This is a genomic window from Sulfitobacter sp. SK011, from assembly GCF_003352065.1.
GTDB lineage: Bacteria > Pseudomonadota > Alphaproteobacteria > Rhodobacterales > Rhodobacteraceae > Sulfitobacter.
This window is the reverse complement of sequence record NZ_CP025803.1, coordinates 3181296-3197658: the sequence shown is the minus strand read 5'-3', so window position 1 is coordinate 3197658 and position 16363 is coordinate 3181296. Positions and strand designations below refer to the sequence as shown.

The window sequence follows — 16363 nt, the reverse complement described above, 5'->3', positions numbered from 1 at the left end:
ATGCCGCGTATTTTGTTGCACAACGATGATTGCCGGTCTTTGGCTGAATGGCTGCGCGCGGCCTATCCCGATGCGGATTTTGAAACCTGCGAAAGCTATGACGCCCTGCCGGGGACATTGGCGCGCTATCGTCCTGATGTCGTGTATTCGGTGCGGTTTGCAGGCACTCAAGGCTTTCCACGGGACGCACTGTTTGGGGAACATGCACCCCGCTGGATCGCCAACGGCGGGGCAGGGACCGACCATTTTGGCGCATGGGATCCTGCGCAAATTACCGTGACCAACGCCGCCGGGGTCGCCGCCGATATGATGGCGGAATACATCATGGGTGGCTTCTTGCATTTCAGCCTCGATGTCCCTCGATTTCAGCGCGACAAAGCGGCCAGGTTCTGGGACCCCGCGCGCATGGTGGTGCCGCTGCGGGGTAAGACATTGGTGATTGTTGGCTTGGGTCACACGGGCCGGGCCTTGGCGCTGAAGGCAAAGGCGTTTGGCATGATCGTGATCGGGACGCGTGCGCATCCCAAGGCCACCGCTCATGTGGACGAAGTTTATGGGGCGGATGATCTGCTTGCCGTGATGCCGCGCGCTGATTTTGTCGCTGTTTGCACGCCGCTGATTGGCAGCACCCAAAACCTGATTGGCGCAGGGCAAATCGCGGCGCTGAAGAAAGGTGTCGTGCTGGCCGATGTGTCGCGCGGTGGTGTGGTGGATCAGCTGGCGCTTGGGCGCGCGTTGGAAAGCCGTCACATCGCAGGCGCGGTTTTGGATGTGTTTGAAGTGGAGCCTTTACCCAAAGATAATCTGCTTTGGCAGGCAGATAATGTGATCATCTCGCCGCATTGTTCGTCAGTCTATGCGGAATGGGGCCGCGAGTCCTTTGATCTGTTTTTGGAAAACCTGGACTGTTGGATGCGCGACGCGCCGTTGCGCAATGTGGTTGATCCGAAGCTGGGGTATTGACTGAAATGCGCGCTTGACAAATCAACTGGACAGGTGTGTCTAATTAACCCAAAGCGCAGGGGGAGACAGGCCACATGAAATCGCATTACAGGGTTGTCGTTATTGGTGGCGGGGTCGTTGGGGCCTCGGTTCTGTATCATCTGGCCAAGCTGGGATGGAGCGATGTGGCGCTGGTTGAACGGTCGGTGTTGACGGCGGGGTCAAGCTGGCACGCGGCGGGCGGCATTCATGCGCTGAACGCGGACCCCAACATCGCCCAGTTGCAGGCCTATACCATCGACCTGTTGAGCGAGATTGAGAAAGAAAGCGGCCAGAATATCGGCTTGCACATGACCGGTGGTCTGACCATGGCTGGTACGCCGGACCGATGGGAATGGCTGCAATCGGCCTACCGTACCTTCCAATCCATCGGGATCGAAGATTGTCGTCTGGTCAGCGTCGAAGAAGCGGTCGAACTGAACCCGATCATGTCGGGCGAGGGCTTGCTTGGAGGAATGTGGGCGGACCGGGAGGGGTATATTGATACCACAGGCACGGTGCACGCCTATGCCACGGCGGCCAAGAAACGTGGGGCCACGGTGATCGAACATAACCGTGTGCTGGAGCTTAATCAGACTTTGCAGGGCTGGGATGTCGTAACCGAAAAAGGCACCATTTCATGTGAGCATGTTGTCAACGCCGCCGGTCTTTGGGCCAAGCAGGTCGGGCGCATGGCGGGGGTGGAATTGCCTGTGGCCCCTCTCAAGCATCACTACCTGATCTCGGACACGATCCCGCAATTGGAAGAGCTTGATTTCGAGGTTCCGATGACCGTCGATCTTGAGGGGTTCACCTATCTGCGTCAGGATCAAAAGGGTGTCCTGCTGGGCATCTACGAGGTCAACACCGAACACTGGGCGATGGACGGTGCCCCGTGGGATTATGGCATGGAACTGTTTCAGGAAGACACAGACCGCATCGAACATGAACTGACGCTTGGCTTTGAACGGTACCCTGCCTTGCAGGACGTGGGGGTGAAAACTTGGGTCAACGGCGCGTTTACCTTCAGCCCGGATGGCAATCCATTGGTCGGACCGGTGCGGGGCAAGCGCGGATATTGGTCGGCCTGTGCCGTCATGGCCGGGTTTTTGCAGGGCGGCGGGGTCGGCAAATCACTGGCCGAATGGATGATCCACGGCGAGCCTGAGGCGGACGTCTATGGCATGGATGTCGCGCGCTACGGCGTCTGGGCTGAGAACAAGCAGTACATCAAGCAAACCACAGGACAGTTTTATTCGCGCCGTTTCGTGATGACCTATCCCAACGAACAACTGCCTGCGGGACGGCCGCTTAAGATGACGGGATGTTATGGGGATATGGATGCCGTGGGGGCCAAATGGGGGCAAAGCTGGGACCTTGAAGTGCCGCTATATTTTGCCCCCCCCGGTTTTGAGGAAACGCCATCGCTGCGGCGGTCCAATGCCCATGACATCGTGGGGGCCGAATGCCGCGCGGTGCGGAGCCGTGTGGGGCTGCTGGATATCACCGCATTTTCGCGATTTGAGGTCACAGGGGAAAATGCGGAAAGCTGGTTGAACAACTTGATGGCCAGCAAGCTGCCTGCACCGGGCCGCGCTAAATTGGCCCCGATGCTGGGCCACGATGGGCGGCTCAAAGGGGATCTCACGATCTTTAACTGGGGTGATGGGACGTGGTGGATCACTGGGTCTTATTATCTGCGTGCCTGGCATATGCGGTGGTTTGACGATCACCTGAGCGATGGTGTGCGGGTCCGTGATCTGGGTGATGAAATGGCTGGGTTTTCGTTGGCCGGGCCGAATTCACGTGATGTGCTTAAAGCGGCGCTCAGCGATGGCGATGCGGATGCGCTCAGGTTCATGGGCTGTGGTGCGATGGATGTCGGGCTGGTGCGGTGCAAGGTTGGCCGTTTGTCGGTTGCGGGCGAGTTGGGATATGAACTGCACTGCCGTGCGGGTGACATGAAGGCGCTGCGCGATACGCTGCTGAAGGCGGGCGCGGAATACGGGATGATCGAATACGGCTTTAACGCGTTGTTGTCGTTGCGGTTGGAAAAGTCCTTTGGCATTTGGTCGGCGGAATTCACCCAAGGATATACACCGGGTCAGACCGGTATGGATCGTTGGATCGATTGGTCCAAGGATTTCGTGGGCAAAGATGCGGCGATGAAGGAACGTGATGCCGGCACGCCGGACAAGGTTCTTGTAACGTTAGAGATTGACGCGACAGATGCGGACGCGACAGGGTACGAACCCGCATGGTCTGGCGATAAGAAGATCGGTTTCATCACCTCGGGCGGATACGCGCATACGCTGGGCAAATCACTGGCCATGGCGCTGATTGACAAGGAATACGCAAGCGAGGGCAGCACATTATCCGTGCATGTGGTCGGCGTGGAACGCGCAGCAAAAGTAATCGCGCCCTCACCCTACGACCCTGCGGGCAAAGCGATGAGGGCATGACCGCGCCCGGCCAAACCCGCCGGGGCGGGCGGCGTGGTGCTGCGGCAGCAGCGGCCAAGGGCCCGAAGCGCCGTGTGGATTATCGCACCCTGCGCAATCCGTTCCCACCCGTGCCGCTGTTCAGTGAGGATCGTATCGCCGTCATGCACGAGACAGCGCTGCATGTACTCGAAGAGCTTGGCATTAAAGTCCTGCTGCCGCAGGCACGCGCTATCTTCAAGGCTGGCGGTGCCCGGGTGGATGAGGACAGCGAGATGGTCTTTATCGGGCGCGATATTGTGATGACGGCGGTGGGGTCCGCGCCCAAATCCTTTGTCCTCAAAGGGGGGGACGAAGGCCGCGACCTGACCATGGAGTTGGGCGCACTGACCATACAAGCGGGTGCTGGAGCGCCGCATGCAACAGACCTTGTGCGCGGCCGGCGGCCCGGCTCTTTGCGCGACTTTTCCGAATTTACACGGCTGGTGCAACATTTTGATGTGCTGCATCTGCAAGGCCCCGCCGTGGAGCCACAGGACATTCCCATCCATGAGCGCCACTATGCGACCGCCCACGCCGTCCTGAGCCAATCCGACAAGGTGCCGTTTGTATTCTCGCGCGGCACCCCGCAAGTCATGGAAGGGTTCGAAATGATCCGCGATTTTCGCGGGCTTTCAGATGCGGATTTTGCGGCGCAGTCGTGGTGCTATACAATCATCAACACCAATTCCCCACGTCAGATCGACATCCCCATGGGGCAAGGCATCATCGACTTTGCCCGCGCAGGTCAGGCGGCGGTGATCACGCCCTTTTGCCTGATGGGCGCAATGGCCCCTGTGACGGTCGTGGGTGCGGTTGTCCTTAGCCACGCCGAAGCATTGGCGGCCATCACGCTCAGCCAATTGTCGCGGCCCGGTGCGCCGGTGCTCTATGGGGCTTTTGCCTCCAATGTCGATATGAAGTCGGGCGCGCCGGCCTTTGGGACGCCTGAACAGGTCAAGGCGAGCCTTGCCTGTGGGCAACTGGCGCGCATGCTGGGCCTGCCGTGGCGCAATGCGGCGGGGTGTGCGGCCAACATCAACGATGCCCAGGCCGCGCATGAAACCCAAATGAGCGCCTGGGGCGCGATGTTGTCGGGCTGCACGATGCTGATCCACGGGGCGGGGTGGATCGAAGGGGGGCTGACCGTATCCTACGAAAAGCTGATCACCGATATCGACATGCTGCAATCGCTTGCTGAACTTTGCCTGCCCACACCTGCGGACGATGCGGCAATGGCGCTGGATGCGTTGAAAGAGGTGCAACCGGGGGGGCATTTCTTTGGGTGCGCGCATACGATGGAACGCTTTGAGACCGCGTTTTATGAACCCGTGTCCTATGATTGGTCCAACATCGGCACCTGGGCCGAGAACGGCAGTCTGGATGCAAATACCCGCGCGACCGCGATCTGGCAGGATATTCTGGAAGGGCCGCCCAACTTTACCCCCGACGCAGATAAGGTGGACGCCTTGCAAGCCTACGTCGCAAAACGCATCGAACAGGGCGGCGCACCGCCGGAAAGCTGAGCCATGACCGATCCTATCCCCCTTTATGGCAACACCAAAGTCACCCGCGAGGATTGGCTGAATGTCGCCCTGGACCTCTTGGTCAGCGAAGGCGTGGGCGAGGTCAAAGTGCTGTCCATCAGCGACCGCTTGGGGGTGTCACGGTCCAGTTTTTACTGGTATTTCAAAAGCCGCAAGGACCTGCTTGCGGCACTGCTGGAAAATTGGGAACAGGCCAACACCGCGCTGTTGATCCGGCATGCCGACATGCCAGCTGACACCATCACCGAAGCAGTGTGCAACCTGTCGCGTTGCTGGATTGATCCTGCACTTTTCAATCACAAGCTCGACTTTGCGATCCGGGAATGGGCGCGCCGGGATGGGGCGGTGCGCCGCCGGATTGATCAGACAGACGCGGCGCGGGTCGCGGCCTTTTCAGCGCTTTTTGAACGGTTCGACTATGCACCAGCCGAAGCCGAAGTCCGCGCACGGGTGATGTATTTCATGCAGGTCGGATATTATGCGCTTGAGCTGTCCGAGCCGATTGAGGAACGCCTGAAACGCGTCCATGACTATGTGTTGTGCTTTACCGGGCAAACCCCGCGCAAAACAGAGGTCGACGCACTTGTGGCCTATTCAATCAAAGCCAATCGGCAGGCCTAGGTGCGTTGCAATCTGGCGGAAACCTCAGCCTGGACCTTTTTGACAGCGGCATCCTTGACCGGGCCATAGCCCCTGATGTCCATCGGGGCGGCCAGCAGCGCCAGTTTTTCAGCGTCATCCATTTCTGCGGCGGCAACCTGAATCAGAACATCCTCGAACCATGCAATCAGGGCGACCTCCAACTTGCGATCTGCACTATAGCTGAACACATCCGCCCAAGTGCCGCGCAGGGCTTTCATGCGGGTCAATAGTTTAAAGACGTGACCCATCCACGGGCCAAAGCTGCGTTTGACGGGCCGCCCGCGTGTGTCGCGCCCCGTGGGCCAAAGCGGTGGGGCAAGATGGTATTTAATCTTGTAATCACCCTCAAAATCTGCGGCGATGCGTTGGGCGAAGCCCGACAAGTTGTGCAATCGTGCGACCTCGTATTCGTCTTTATACGCCATCAATTTAAACAGCGATTTGGCCGCTGCGACGCGTTGATCGTCGTTCAGATGCGGGGCCGCTGCGTCAAGCGTGGCCTTGTACCGTGCGGCATAGACGGCATTCTGATAGGCGGTCAGAAACGCCATGCGGCGGCTGATCAAGGTGGCGGGGCTGTCATCGGTGGGTGCCGTGTCTTGTGCAATTTCCAGCTTTGCAGGGGACACCGCCATCACCCGTCCGTAGGCAAAGGCAGCTTTGTTTTTTTCTGGTGCAACACCATTCAATTCAATCGCCTGAAAAAGCGCATCCAATGAGACAGGCACCAGGCCTTTTTGCCATGCGAACCCCAGCATCATCACGTTGGCAAATACCGCATCGCCCATCAGCGCCTCAGCCATCCGGTTGGCATCAAACGCCGCGAGGTTTTCCGCCCCCACAGCATCGGCGATGACCTGTTCGCGCAGGTCGATTTTCAGATCAGCATCCCGGTTCAGCACCAGATCACCGGTTGGCATCTCGGCCCGGTTCAGCACGATCCGGGTGCCGGATCGGTAATGCACAGAGGCTTTGGGCGCGGAACTGACCACCATGTCACAGCCGATAACGGCGTCCGCAGACCCCTGACCAATGCGGACCTGATGCACCTCTGCCGGTGTTTGGGCAATGCGGACATATCCCAGCACAGTGCCGAATTTTTGCGCAAAGCCGGTGAAATCGAGCACGCTTGATCCTTTGCCCTCCAGATGGGCCGCCATTGAAATAAGCGCGCCGACTGTCACAACGCCGGTGCCGCCAACGCCGGTGACCAGCAGGTTAAAGGGCGTATCAAGGGGCGGCAGATCAGGATTTGGCAGATCACAAACCAGCGCATCAATATCAAGCTCTGCGCCAGATTTCTTGCGCCTGCTGCCACCCTCGATGGTGACAAAGGAGGGGCAGAACCCATTCAGACAGGAATAATCCTTGTTACAGGTCGATTGGTTGATCTGGCGCTTGGTGCCGAACTCCGTCTTTTTTGGTTCAACGCTCAGGCAGTTTGATTCCAAAGAACAATCACCACAGCCCTCGCAGACCAGATCATTGATCACGACGAATTTTTTGGGGTCCGCCATCTGTCCACGTTTGCGTTTGCGGCGCTTTTCTGTGGCGCAGGTCTGCTCATAGATAAGAACGGTGACACCGGGGATGTCGCGCAATTCACGTTGCACGGTATCAAGATCGCGGCGGTGGTCGAAGGTTGTGCCGGCGGGAAAATCGGCGCGGGCGAATTTGTCGGGCATGTCTGACACAACTGCAATGCGCGCCACCCCTTCGGCGCGCGCAGATTGTGCGATGGCATGCACGGATACCGGACCATCCACCGGTTGCCCCCCTGTCATCGCAACAGCGTCATTGTACAAGACCTTGTAGGTGATGTTGGTTCGTGCTGCGACCGCCTGTCTGATGGCGAGCGAACCGGAATGGTACCACGTCCCTTCGCCCAAATTCTGAAAGATGTGTTTGCCGCCGTTGAAAAGCGAGGTCGCGACCCAAGGCACCCCTTCGCCGCCCATTTGCGCAAACCCGGCGGTGTCCCGGTCCATCCAGGAGGCCATCACATGACAGCCGATGCCGGATGCGGCCTTGGATCCCAGCGGCAATTTGGTTGATGTATTATGCGGACAGCCCGAACAAAAATATGGGGTGCGGTTGGCCCCCGAGACCTTCAATAGGACAGGGGGCGCGGCGGTTAATGCCTGCGCTTTTTGGGTCAGGTTTTCGCCCGGGAAAAAATCATTAAGCCGTGCGGCGATGATCGGGACCAACAGCAGCGGCGACAATTCCCCCGTCCACGGCACCAGTTCATCCAGATTTTCATCATGCTTGCCCACCATGCGCGCGGGTTTTGATCCGGGCCAGTCATAGAAGGCTTCTTTAAACTGCGATTCAATGATGCCGCGCTTTTCCTCAATGACCAGCACTTCACGCTTGCCCCGCACAAAATCCAGTGCGTCGCGGCGTGCCAAAGGCCAGACCATGCCGACCTTGTAGATGTCGATGCCAAGCGACCGGCACTTTGCCTCGTCCAGGCCCAAGAGCCGCAGCGCCTCCATCGTGTCGAGATGGCCTTTGCCTGTGGTCACGATGCCATAGGGTGCATCGCCATTGCCGTAGATATGGTGGTCAATCGGGTTGGCTTCGACAAAGGCCTGCACCGCGTCCAGCTTGTCATGCAGGCGCGTCTCAATGCCAGGTGAGGGCAGATCGCCCAGCCGAATGTGCAGACCGCCCGTGGGGGGCGTGTAGTCGGGGGTATGAAAAACGCGGTCAGGGCTCAGATCAACAGACGCACCGGATTCCACAGTTTCCGAGATTGCTTTGAACCCGACCCATGTGCCGGAAAACCGCGAGAGGGCGAAACCGTACTCACCAAAGCTTTGATATTCTGCCACCGATGCGGGGTTCAGCGTCGGCATGAACCATGCCATGAACGCCACATCAGACTGGTGCGGCATCGACGATGAGACACAGCCATGATCATCACCCGCCACCACCAACGCGCCCCCCTTTGGCGCGCTGCCATAGGCGTTCCCGTGTTTCAGGGCATCGCCCGAACGGTCCACACCCGGCCCCTTGCCGTACCACATGGAAAACACGCCATCGACCTGGGCCTGCGGGTCCAGATGTGCCTGTTGTGCACCTAGAACGGCAGTGGCTCCGAGGTCCTCATTCACCGCGGGCAGAAATTTGATCCCGGCCTTTTCCAACTGATCTGAGATGCGCCATAATTCCTGATCAAGCCCGCCCAGCGGTGACCCGCGATACCCCGACACAAACCCGCCTGTGTTCAACCCCGCGCTGCGATCACGCCGCGCCTGATCCAACATGATCCGCGCCAGCGCCTGTGTGCCGGTCATGAAAACCCGGCCCTGATCCAACGCATAGCGATCCTTGAGCTGATAGGTGGCAAAGGTATGGTCTGCGTTGGTCATGATGGGGCCTCCTCTTTGACCAGCATAATGCAGGTCTGCCGGTTTTTTCGCTCAAAAATCTTGGCAAAACCGGTTGTATATGAAAGGATTTTTCGTCATATTGGCTACACCCGAGAAAAATGACCAAGAGATGCCATGGACAGCACTGACCGCAAACTGATCCTTTTGCTGCAGCAGGATTCGCGCCTGCCCAATGCGCAGCTGGCCGAACGGCTGAACATCTCTGCTTCGGCGTGCTGGCGGCGCGTCAAGGCGTTGGAGGATGCTGGCGTGATTGCGCGCTATTCAGCTATCGTCAATCCAGATGCGATGGGTTTGAAGTTTGAAGCGATCGTGCATGTCCATCTGACCCGGCACGACACTGAGGCGCTTGGCCGGTTTATTGCAGCGGTGCAGCGGCGTGACGAGGTGACGGAATGTTACGCCACAACAGGTCAGGCTGATTACCACCTGCGCATCCTGTGTCGGGATATCGAGGCCTACAACGAATTTCTGGAAAAGTTTTTATTCGTGCAACCTGCGGTTAATTCAGCGCAGACAAACGTGGTGCTGCGACGGATCAAGTCGAACGCGCCTGTTGGGTGATATCGCGCTATCGCAAGCAATATCAGGGCTTAACGCGCTATCGTTCCAAAATTTAGCCGTGCATCCGCGCGTGGTTGCGGGTTAGGGTAATGGCGCTAACAGCGGCAGAACGTGATTCTGGACTGCCGGAAAAAACCGATAAAAGAAAAGTCTGGGAGGACATTCATGAAACATCACTTTTTTAAGGCGCTGATTACGAGCGCCGTACTGGCAACAGGTGCAGGTACCGCCGCAACAGCGGCAGAGTGCATTGCGCCTGCCAACCCCGGCGGCGGCTGGGATTTCACCTGCCGTCAGATTGGCAAGATCATGTTTGACATCGGCGCTGTTGATCAGCCCGTTCAGGTCACCAACATGGCCGGTGCTGGCGGTGGTCTGGCGTTCAGCCATGTGGTCAATGATCAGAACGACAATGCCGATCTGATCATCGCGGCATCATCTGCGACAACCACGCGTCTGGCGCAGAATGCCTATGCAGGGATGACAGCAGATCAGGTGCGCTTTGTGGGTGCCATCGGTGCCGATCCGGGGGTTATTGTCGTAGCTAAGGACAGCCCGATCCAGAATCTGACTGACATGGTTGATATGATCAAAGCCGATCCGTCATCGGTTGCATTTGCGGGTGGTTCAGCGGTTGGTGGTTTTGACCACATGAAACCTTTGATGATCCTGCAAAAAGCTGACTTCACCGACATCAAGTCCATCAAATACATCGGTGTTGACGGCGGCGCGGACGCAATTACGCAGACCGTCGGCGGTTTCACCCAAGCCATGACAGGCGATATGTCCGAGGTTGTCGGGTTTGTAAAATCCGGCGAAGTGCGGGTCATTGCGGTTCTGACAGAAGAGCGTGTACCGGGCTTTGAAGACATCCCAACTGCCAAAGAGCAGGGCTTTGATGTGGTTGCGGTCAACTGGCGTGGTCTCTATGTGCCCAAAGGCATCTCTGACGAAAAGTTCGAAGAATGGGCTGGCAAGCTGCAACAGGTTGCGGATAGCGACGAATGGAAAGCCGCGATGGAGGCCAATGGCCTTGCGCCGTTCACCAAAGTTGGTGGTGATTTCCAGTCCTATGTTGACGGATTGATTGCCGATATCAACACCATGTCCAAAGAACTGGGAGTAATCCAGTAATGGCTTCTGACCGGATTTTCGGTCTGGTCACCTTGTTCATCGCGCTGGCCTATATGGCCAGCGCGACAAAGATTCAGACCAGCTTTCTTGCCGATCCCGTGGGGCCAAAGGCGTTTCCACTGCTGATCGGTGGTGTCGCCGTCATTTGCGCGCTTGTGATGATCCTGCGCCCTGATCCTGACCCGGATTGGCCGGCGGCCAAGACATTTCTCTCTTTGCTCATCGCGGTGGTTGTGCTGGTTCTTTATGCGTATTCCCTAAAACCATTTGGGTTCATAATCCCAACGGTGATGGCCGCTGGCATCCTCAGCTATCAGATATCACCGCGTCCGGCCTCTGCCGCGCTGGCGGGTGTCGGTTTGTCGGTCGGGCTTTTCATTCTTTTCAAATTTGCATTGGGTCTGGGTCTTGTTGCCTTCCCGAAGGGCTGGTTTTAGACCATGGAACTCTTTTCAAATCTCGCGCTGGGCTTTGGTGTCGCCCTTTCGCCCTTCACTCTCATGCTGGCGATTGTTGGCTGTTTTCTGGGTACGATCATCGGGGCCTTGCCAGGGCTGGGGCCTTCAAACGGTGTTGCGATCCTGATCCCGATTACTTTTACACTGGGCCTTGATGCGACATCGGCTCTGGTCCTGATGACATCCGTCTACTACGGCGCGATGTATGGCGGGCGGATCAGTTCAATCCTGCTCAATATTCCCGGTGATGAACCGGCGTTGATGACCACGCTTGATGGCTATCCGATGGCCAAGGCCGGACGCGCCGGCGATGCGCTGGTGCTTTCCGGTGTGGCGTCATTTGTGGGGGCGTTTCTCGCGACTGTCGGTTTGATGCTGCTGGCCCCGATGCTGGCTCGGGTTGCATATTTCTTTGGCCCTGCTGAATATTTCGCGCTCTACCTGCTGGCGTTTTGTACGCTGGGCGGCATGGCGTCAAACAATCAGGCAAAGTCGGCGATTGCATCCTGCCTTGGCCTTGGCATAGCCATGATCGGTGTCGATAATAATTCCGGTATGCCGCGCCTGACGGGAGGCAATCTGCACCTGATGGACGGAATTGATTTTCTGGTGGCCATTGTCGGCCTCTTTGCCATTGCTGAGGTGTTCTTTTTCATCGAAAGCCACGGCAAGGGGTCTTCCATTGGCGTGAAGCTCGACAAGGTCGGTATCCCCTGGAAGGACATCAAGGAAACCAAATGGACGATGCTGCGGGCGTCCGGTGTGGGCTTTATCGCGGGTATTCTGCCGGGGGCGGGGGCATCGCTGGGGTCGTTCATGGCCTATATGTCGGAAAAATCCATTGCCGGTGAAAAGGGTGGTTTTGGGACAGGCGTGCCAAAAGGTGTTGCCGCACCCGAGGCAGGCAATAACGCCGCTGCGGGTGGTGCGCTGATACCGATGCTGACCTTGGGGGTGCCGGGGTCCGGTACAACGGCCGTGTTGCTGGCGCTTTTGATGACGCTGAACATCACGCCGGGGCCGACCCTGTTTACCGATAATCCAGAGGTCGTTTGGGGGCTGATCGCCTCGCTGTTGATTGCCAACGTGGTGCTGCTGCTGATGAACGTGCCAATGGTCAAGGTCTTTGTGAAAGTCCTGATGGTGCCTGCGTGGGTCCTTTTGCCGGGTGTGACGATGATCAGCTTTGTCGGCATCTACTCGCTTTCAGGAAGCTATTTCGACCTGTTGCTGATGGTTGGTTTCGGGGCACTTGGATACGTGCTGCGCAAGCTGGATATTCCAACCGTGCCGGTGATCCTGGGCATTCTGCTGGGCGGCAACATGGAAAATGCGCTGCGCCGCGCGATGGTGTTGTCGGATGGGGATGCAATGTTCCTGTGGTCCTCGCCGATCTCCATCGGTCTTTGGATATTCGCAATCGCGGGATTTGTGGCACCGATGTTCATGCGCAATATTCTCAGGAAACCACAGGCCGTGACGGATTGATCTGATGGTGCGGGTGTTGATCCCTTCGGGTGCGCTGGGTCTCAATTATGACAATGTCGCCCTGCAACGGGGGATCGACGCGCGGCCCGACATCATCGCGATTGATGGGGGCTCCACTGATAGCGGACCATCCTATCTGGGGCGGGGCGTGTCAAAATATGCCCGCGCTTCGACCAAGGTTGAATGGGCCGGTTTGATGGACGCGCGGGCGCAGGCGGGATGCCCTCTGGTGATTGGCACAGCGGGCACATGCGGTGCAGACGCAGCAGTCGACTGGATGTTGGACATCACCCGAGAGATCGCAGCAGAGCAGGGCAGGCCGCTTAAGATCGCGGTGCTGCGTTCACAACAAAATCCTGACGACATGGTGCGCGCGCTGGCGGCGGGCCAGATTACGCCACTGTCCAACGCCCCCGAGATTTCCGAACAAACGATCGTGAGGTGTTCCAACATCGTTGCTCTTGCCGGGGCCGAACAGATCGCAGCAGCGCTTGAAACAGATGCGGATATCATCATCGCGGGTCGCACCACGGATACTGCCATCATTGCTGCTTTGCCTTTGATGGAGGGCTGTGACGCCGGGGCCGCGTGGCACGGTGCCAAGATCGGTGAATGTGGTGCGCTTTGTGCAACCAATCCGCAATCGGGTGTGATCCTGGTCGATTTCGACGATGCGGGCTTCACCGTCACGCCGCTGGCCGATGGCGCGCACGCCAGCCCGCATACGGTCTCGGCGCATATGCTTTATGAGAATTCCGATCCTTTCATCCTGTTTGAACCGGGCGGGCATCTTGATGTAACAGACGCGCAGTACACGGCGCTGGATGACACCAGTGTCCGGGTGACCGGGTCAAAATGGGTCCCTTCGGATCAGTATACCGTCAAGCTTGAAGGCGCGCGCCCGGCGGGGTTTCAAACCGTGCTGATGGCGATCCTGCGCGATGCGCGATATGTGGCACATGCGGCAGAATGGGCCGCAGATATTGAGGCGAAATGCACTGCAAAAACCTGTGAACGGCTTGGTCTTTCGGTGCAGGATTTCAACATTGAACTGCGTCTGATGGGCCAGTCCGCCAGCTTTGGTGCGTTGGAAAGCCGCATGACAACGCCGACAGAAATTGGTGTGGTCGGGATTGTGACCGCCTCGACGGATGCGCTGTCGATGGAAATCGGCAAGCTTTTGAACCCCTATATGCTGCATCATCCGCTGACCGCCGATGAGGAACAACCGACCTTTGCCTTTCTGTTTTCACCCGCCGAAATGCCGCGCGGTCAGACCTATGAATTTGCGCTCAACCATGTGTTAACGCTGGATGACCCGATGCAGGCCTTTGCGCTTGAGGTGCTCGACGTATGAAAACGCTTGGCACACTTGTGCAAAAGGTACGGTCCAAGAATGCCGGTCCTTTCTGGCTGACAATCGACATCTTTTGCGGCTCGGAAGCGGCATATCAAGAAGTGCTGGGTCAGCTCAAAACGCAGAAAATTGCACAAGTGTTGGGGGCCAATACCCAGGATATCAAACGTTTTGATATTCCTTCCTTGAATGTCATCAAGATCAGCCTGCCGCGCCCGACGATCCAGGGATCAATCAAGGATCGTGATATGCACGGCGCATCCTGGGCAGCGCTGATCGCGGAAATGAACCTCTGAGGACCAGCCCCGCATGCCTTGACAAGTTGCAGCGTCTCAGGCCTTTTCGGATGAAAATACCCAACCAAAGGATACCGCCATGATGAAAACCCGCGCCGCCGTTGCCGTTGCCGCAGGCCAACCACTTGAGATCATGGACGTGAACCTTGAAGGGCCAAGGCGCGGTGAGGTTTTGGTTGAGATCAAGGCCACGGGTCTGTGTCACACCGACGAATTCACCCGCTCGGGCGACGACCCGGAGGGGATATTCCCGGCCATTCTGGGTCATGAGGGCGCTGGCGTCGTGCTGGAAGTCGGCGAAGGCGTTACGACGCTGGAACCTGGCGATCACGTGATTCCGCTGTACACGCCCGAGTGCCGCGAATGCGAGTATTGCCTGAGCGGCAAGACCAACCTGTGCCAGAAGATCCGCATCACCCAAGGCCAAGGCCTTTTGCCCGACGGCACTACGCGATTTTCGATGCTGGATGGCACCCCGATTCACCATTACATGGGGTGCTCGACCTTCGCCAATCACACGGTTGTTCCGGAAATTGCGCTGGCCAAGGTGCGCAAGGACGCGCCGTTTGACAAGATCTGCTATATCGGTTGCGGCGTGACCACGGGCATCGGTGCGGTAATCAACACAGCCAAGGTCGAGATCGGCGCGCGCTGCGTGGTGTTTGGTCTCGGCGGCATCGGGCTGAACGTTATTCAGGGGCTGCGGCTGGCCGGGGCTGATCAGGTGGTCGGTGTTGATCTGAACGACGACAAGGAGGAGGTCGGTCGCTATTTCGGCATGACCGATTTTGTGAACCCGAAAAACGTCGAGGGCGATCTGGTTGCGCATCTGGTGGACCTGACCAAGGGCGGTGCTGATTACACCTTTGATGCGACCGGTAATACCCAGGTGATGCGCACAGCCTTGGAGGCCGCGCACAAGGGCTGGGGCGAAAGCATCATCATCGGTGTTGCGCCTGCGGGTGCCGAGATTTCCACCCGGCCCTTCCAGCTTGTCACGGGCCGGGTCTGGCGCGGGACGGCGTTTGGTGGGGCCAAGGGACGCACCGATGTGCCCAAGATTGTCGACTGGTACATGGACGGCAAGATCGAGATCGACCCGATGATTACCCACAAGCTGACACTGGACGAGATCAACCATGGTTTTGATCTGATGCATCAGGGCAAGAGCATCCGCGCCGTGGTTGAATTCTGAGCCACACCGCGTTGCCGCCGATCCCGTATATCGCCACGGGTTTTGTCGTGGCGCTCGCCAGCCGTGCGGGCCTATCTTTGGTGAATGTACCGGCTGGATAGACCAAAGCGGCGTTTGCCCAGCCAGCAGACCGCGAGGCCGTGATTGTCACCTTGTTGGCCACTGCATCCGGGATCAGCCTTCTTGATATCAGCGCGCCGGTTTGAGGATTGCTGATTGGGGGCGCGGTTTACCTGATCGGCAAAGGCAGTGAGCTAGGCCAACTGCCGCAACGGTAGGTGTTGCATCCGGTATCTGGTCTTTACAGTCTTAAGTTGTGCGCTAATTTCAACCCATAGTTCAACTGACCGGAGCCACGCACATGCAGATCACTGTCAACGGAACCGATCATAAGATTGATGTCGAGGATGACATGCCGCTGCTTTGGGTGCTGCGGGATGTCGTCGGGATCACCGGACCAAAGTATGGGTGCGGTATCGCGCAATGCGGGGCGTGTACGGTGCATGTCGATGGGGTTGCCGTGCGTTCGTGCCAATTGGCTGTGGGTGATCTGGACGGTGAGGTCACCACCATCGAAGGGCTGGGCACGCCTGAGGCTCTGCACATCGTGCAGGCCGCATGGGTGGAACATCAGGTTGCGCAATGTGGATACTGTCAGTCAGGTCAGATCATGCAGGCGGCATCCTTTCTGGACCTGAACCCCGCCCCAACCGACGATCAGATTGATGCCGCGATGAGCGGAAATTTATGCCGTTGTGGGACCTATCCGCGTATTCGCGCAGCGGTCAAGACGGCTGCGGCCAAATTGCAGGGGGTTTGAGGT

The 16363-nt window shown here is 58.0% G+C and carries 13 protein-coding genes; 12 read left to right on the top strand and 1 reads right to left on the bottom strand.

Annotated elements, in window-relative coordinates:
* The 4 genes from C1J02_RS15745 (at window position 1) to C1J02_RS15730 (ending at window position 5629) form a co-directional block, all read left to right on the top strand.
* A complete protein-coding gene (locus C1J02_RS15745; protein ID WP_254693123.1) occupies window positions 1-963 on the top strand; it encodes a D-2-hydroxyacid dehydrogenase in 963 nt (320 codons plus the stop codon).
* A gap of 74 nt (window positions 964-1037) precedes the next feature.
* Window positions 1038-3443, top strand: coding sequence for an FAD-dependent oxidoreductase (locus tag C1J02_RS15740; RefSeq protein WP_114879429.1), 2406 nt, complete (start codon window positions 1038-1040; stop codon window positions 3441-3443).
* Complete coding sequence (locus C1J02_RS15735) at window positions 3440-4987, top strand: trimethylamine methyltransferase family protein (RefSeq protein ID WP_114879428.1); 1548 nt, start codon at window positions 3440-3442, stop codon at window positions 4985-4987. Before C1J02_RS15740 ends, C1J02_RS15735 begins: the two co-directional genes overlap by 4 nt.
* A gap of 3 nt (window positions 4988-4990) precedes the next feature.
* Window positions 4991-5629 (top strand): TetR/AcrR family transcriptional regulator, encoded by a 639-nt coding sequence (locus C1J02_RS15730; RefSeq protein WP_114879427.1) that lies wholly within the window; start codon window positions 4991-4993, stop codon window positions 5627-5629.
* Here the strand turns inward: C1J02_RS15730 and C1J02_RS15725 are convergent.
* The gene (locus C1J02_RS15725) at window positions 5626-9027 is read right to left on the bottom strand and encodes an indolepyruvate ferredoxin oxidoreductase family protein (protein ID WP_114879426.1); all 3402 of its coding nucleotides are present in this window, start codon (window positions 9025-9027) and stop codon (window positions 5626-5628) included. The genes C1J02_RS15730 and C1J02_RS15725 overlap by 4 nt on opposite strands.
* Before the next feature lie 135 nt (window positions 9028-9162).
* Here C1J02_RS15725 and C1J02_RS15720 point away from each other — a divergent pair, with 135 nt between their 5' ends.
* The 8 genes from C1J02_RS15720 to C1J02_RS15680 all read left to right on the top strand — a co-directional run bounded on the left by C1J02_RS15720 (window position 9163) and on the right by C1J02_RS15680 (window position 16360).
* Complete coding sequence (locus C1J02_RS15720; protein ID WP_114879425.1) at window positions 9163-9612, top strand: Lrp/AsnC family transcriptional regulator; 450 nt, start codon at window positions 9163-9165, stop codon at window positions 9610-9612.
* A 165-nt stretch (window positions 9613-9777) separates the two neighbouring features.
* Window positions 9778-10746 carry a tripartite tricarboxylate transporter substrate binding protein gene (locus C1J02_RS15715; RefSeq protein ID WP_114879424.1) on the top strand — a complete coding sequence of 323 codons (969 nt, stop codon included), beginning with the start codon at window positions 9778-9780 and terminating at the stop codon, window positions 10744-10746.
* Window positions 10746-11183 carry a tripartite tricarboxylate transporter TctB family protein gene (locus C1J02_RS15710; RefSeq protein WP_114879423.1) on the top strand — a complete coding sequence of 146 codons (438 nt, stop codon included), beginning with the start codon at window positions 10746-10748 and terminating at the stop codon, window positions 11181-11183. Before C1J02_RS15715 ends, C1J02_RS15710 begins: the two co-directional genes overlap by 1 nt.
* Before the next feature lie 3 nt (window positions 11184-11186).
* Window positions 11187-12692 (top strand): tripartite tricarboxylate transporter permease, encoded by a 1506-nt coding sequence (locus C1J02_RS15705; RefSeq protein WP_114879422.1) that lies wholly within the window; start codon window positions 11187-11189, stop codon window positions 12690-12692.
* Window positions 12693-12696: 4 nt separating this feature from the next.
* On the top strand, window positions 12697-14049 hold the full coding sequence (locus tag C1J02_RS15700; RefSeq protein ID WP_254693122.1) for an acyclic terpene utilization AtuA family protein: 1353 nt from the start codon (window positions 12697-12699) through the stop codon (window positions 14047-14049).
* Complete coding sequence (locus C1J02_RS15695) at window positions 14046-14345, top strand: DUF4387 family protein (protein WP_114879420.1); 300 nt, start codon at window positions 14046-14048, stop codon at window positions 14343-14345. Before C1J02_RS15700 ends, C1J02_RS15695 begins: the two co-directional genes overlap by 4 nt.
* A gap of 82 nt (window positions 14346-14427) precedes the next feature.
* Window positions 14428-15540, top strand: a complete 1113-nt coding sequence (locus C1J02_RS15690; protein ID WP_114880642.1) for an S-(hydroxymethyl)glutathione dehydrogenase/class III alcohol dehydrogenase — start codon at window positions 14428-14430, stop codon at window positions 15538-15540.
* 361 nt (window positions 15541-15901) lie between these two features.
* The gene (locus tag C1J02_RS15680; RefSeq protein ID WP_114879419.1) at window positions 15902-16360 is read left to right on the top strand and encodes a (2Fe-2S)-binding protein; all 459 of its coding nucleotides are present in this window, start codon (window positions 15902-15904) and stop codon (window positions 16358-16360) included.
* Window positions 16361-16363: the final 3 nt, after the last annotated feature.

What these genes read in the sequence shown, in the direction of transcription:
- C1J02_RS15745 (WP_254693123.1), top strand. Translation starts at nt 1, where the DNA reads ATGCCGCGTATTTTGTTGCACAACGATGATTGCCGGTCTTTGGCTGAA.
- C1J02_RS15740 (WP_114879429.1), top strand. Translation starts at nt 1,038, where the DNA reads ATGAAATCGCATTACAGGGTTGTCGTTATTGGTGGCGGGGTCGTTGGG.
- C1J02_RS15735 (WP_114879428.1), top strand. Translation starts at nt 3,440, where the DNA reads ATGACCGCGCCCGGCCAAACCCGCCGGGGCGGGCGGCGTGGTGCTGCG.
- C1J02_RS15730 (WP_114879427.1), top strand. Translation starts at nt 4,991, where the DNA reads ATGACCGATCCTATCCCCCTTTATGGCAACACCAAAGTCACCCGCGAG.
- C1J02_RS15725 (WP_114879426.1), bottom strand. Translation starts at nt 9,027, where the DNA reads ATGACCAACGCAGACCATACCTTTGCCACCTATCAGCTCAAGGATCGC.
- C1J02_RS15720 (WP_114879425.1), top strand. Translation starts at nt 9,163, where the DNA reads ATGGACAGCACTGACCGCAAACTGATCCTTTTGCTGCAGCAGGATTCG.
- C1J02_RS15715 (WP_114879424.1), top strand. Translation starts at nt 9,778, where the DNA reads ATGAAACATCACTTTTTTAAGGCGCTGATTACGAGCGCCGTACTGGCA.
- C1J02_RS15710 (WP_114879423.1), top strand. Translation starts at nt 10,746, where the DNA reads ATGGCTTCTGACCGGATTTTCGGTCTGGTCACCTTGTTCATCGCGCTG.
- C1J02_RS15705 (WP_114879422.1), top strand. Translation starts at nt 11,187, where the DNA reads ATGGAACTCTTTTCAAATCTCGCGCTGGGCTTTGGTGTCGCCCTTTCG.
- C1J02_RS15700 (WP_254693122.1), top strand. Translation starts at nt 12,697, where the DNA reads ATGGTGCGGGTGTTGATCCCTTCGGGTGCGCTGGGTCTCAATTATGAC.
- C1J02_RS15695 (WP_114879420.1), top strand. Translation starts at nt 14,046, where the DNA reads ATGAAAACGCTTGGCACACTTGTGCAAAAGGTACGGTCCAAGAATGCC.
- C1J02_RS15690 (WP_114880642.1), top strand. Translation starts at nt 14,428, where the DNA reads ATGAAAACCCGCGCCGCCGTTGCCGTTGCCGCAGGCCAACCACTTGAG.
- C1J02_RS15680 (WP_114879419.1), top strand. Translation starts at nt 15,902, where the DNA reads ATGCAGATCACTGTCAACGGAACCGATCATAAGATTGATGTCGAGGAT.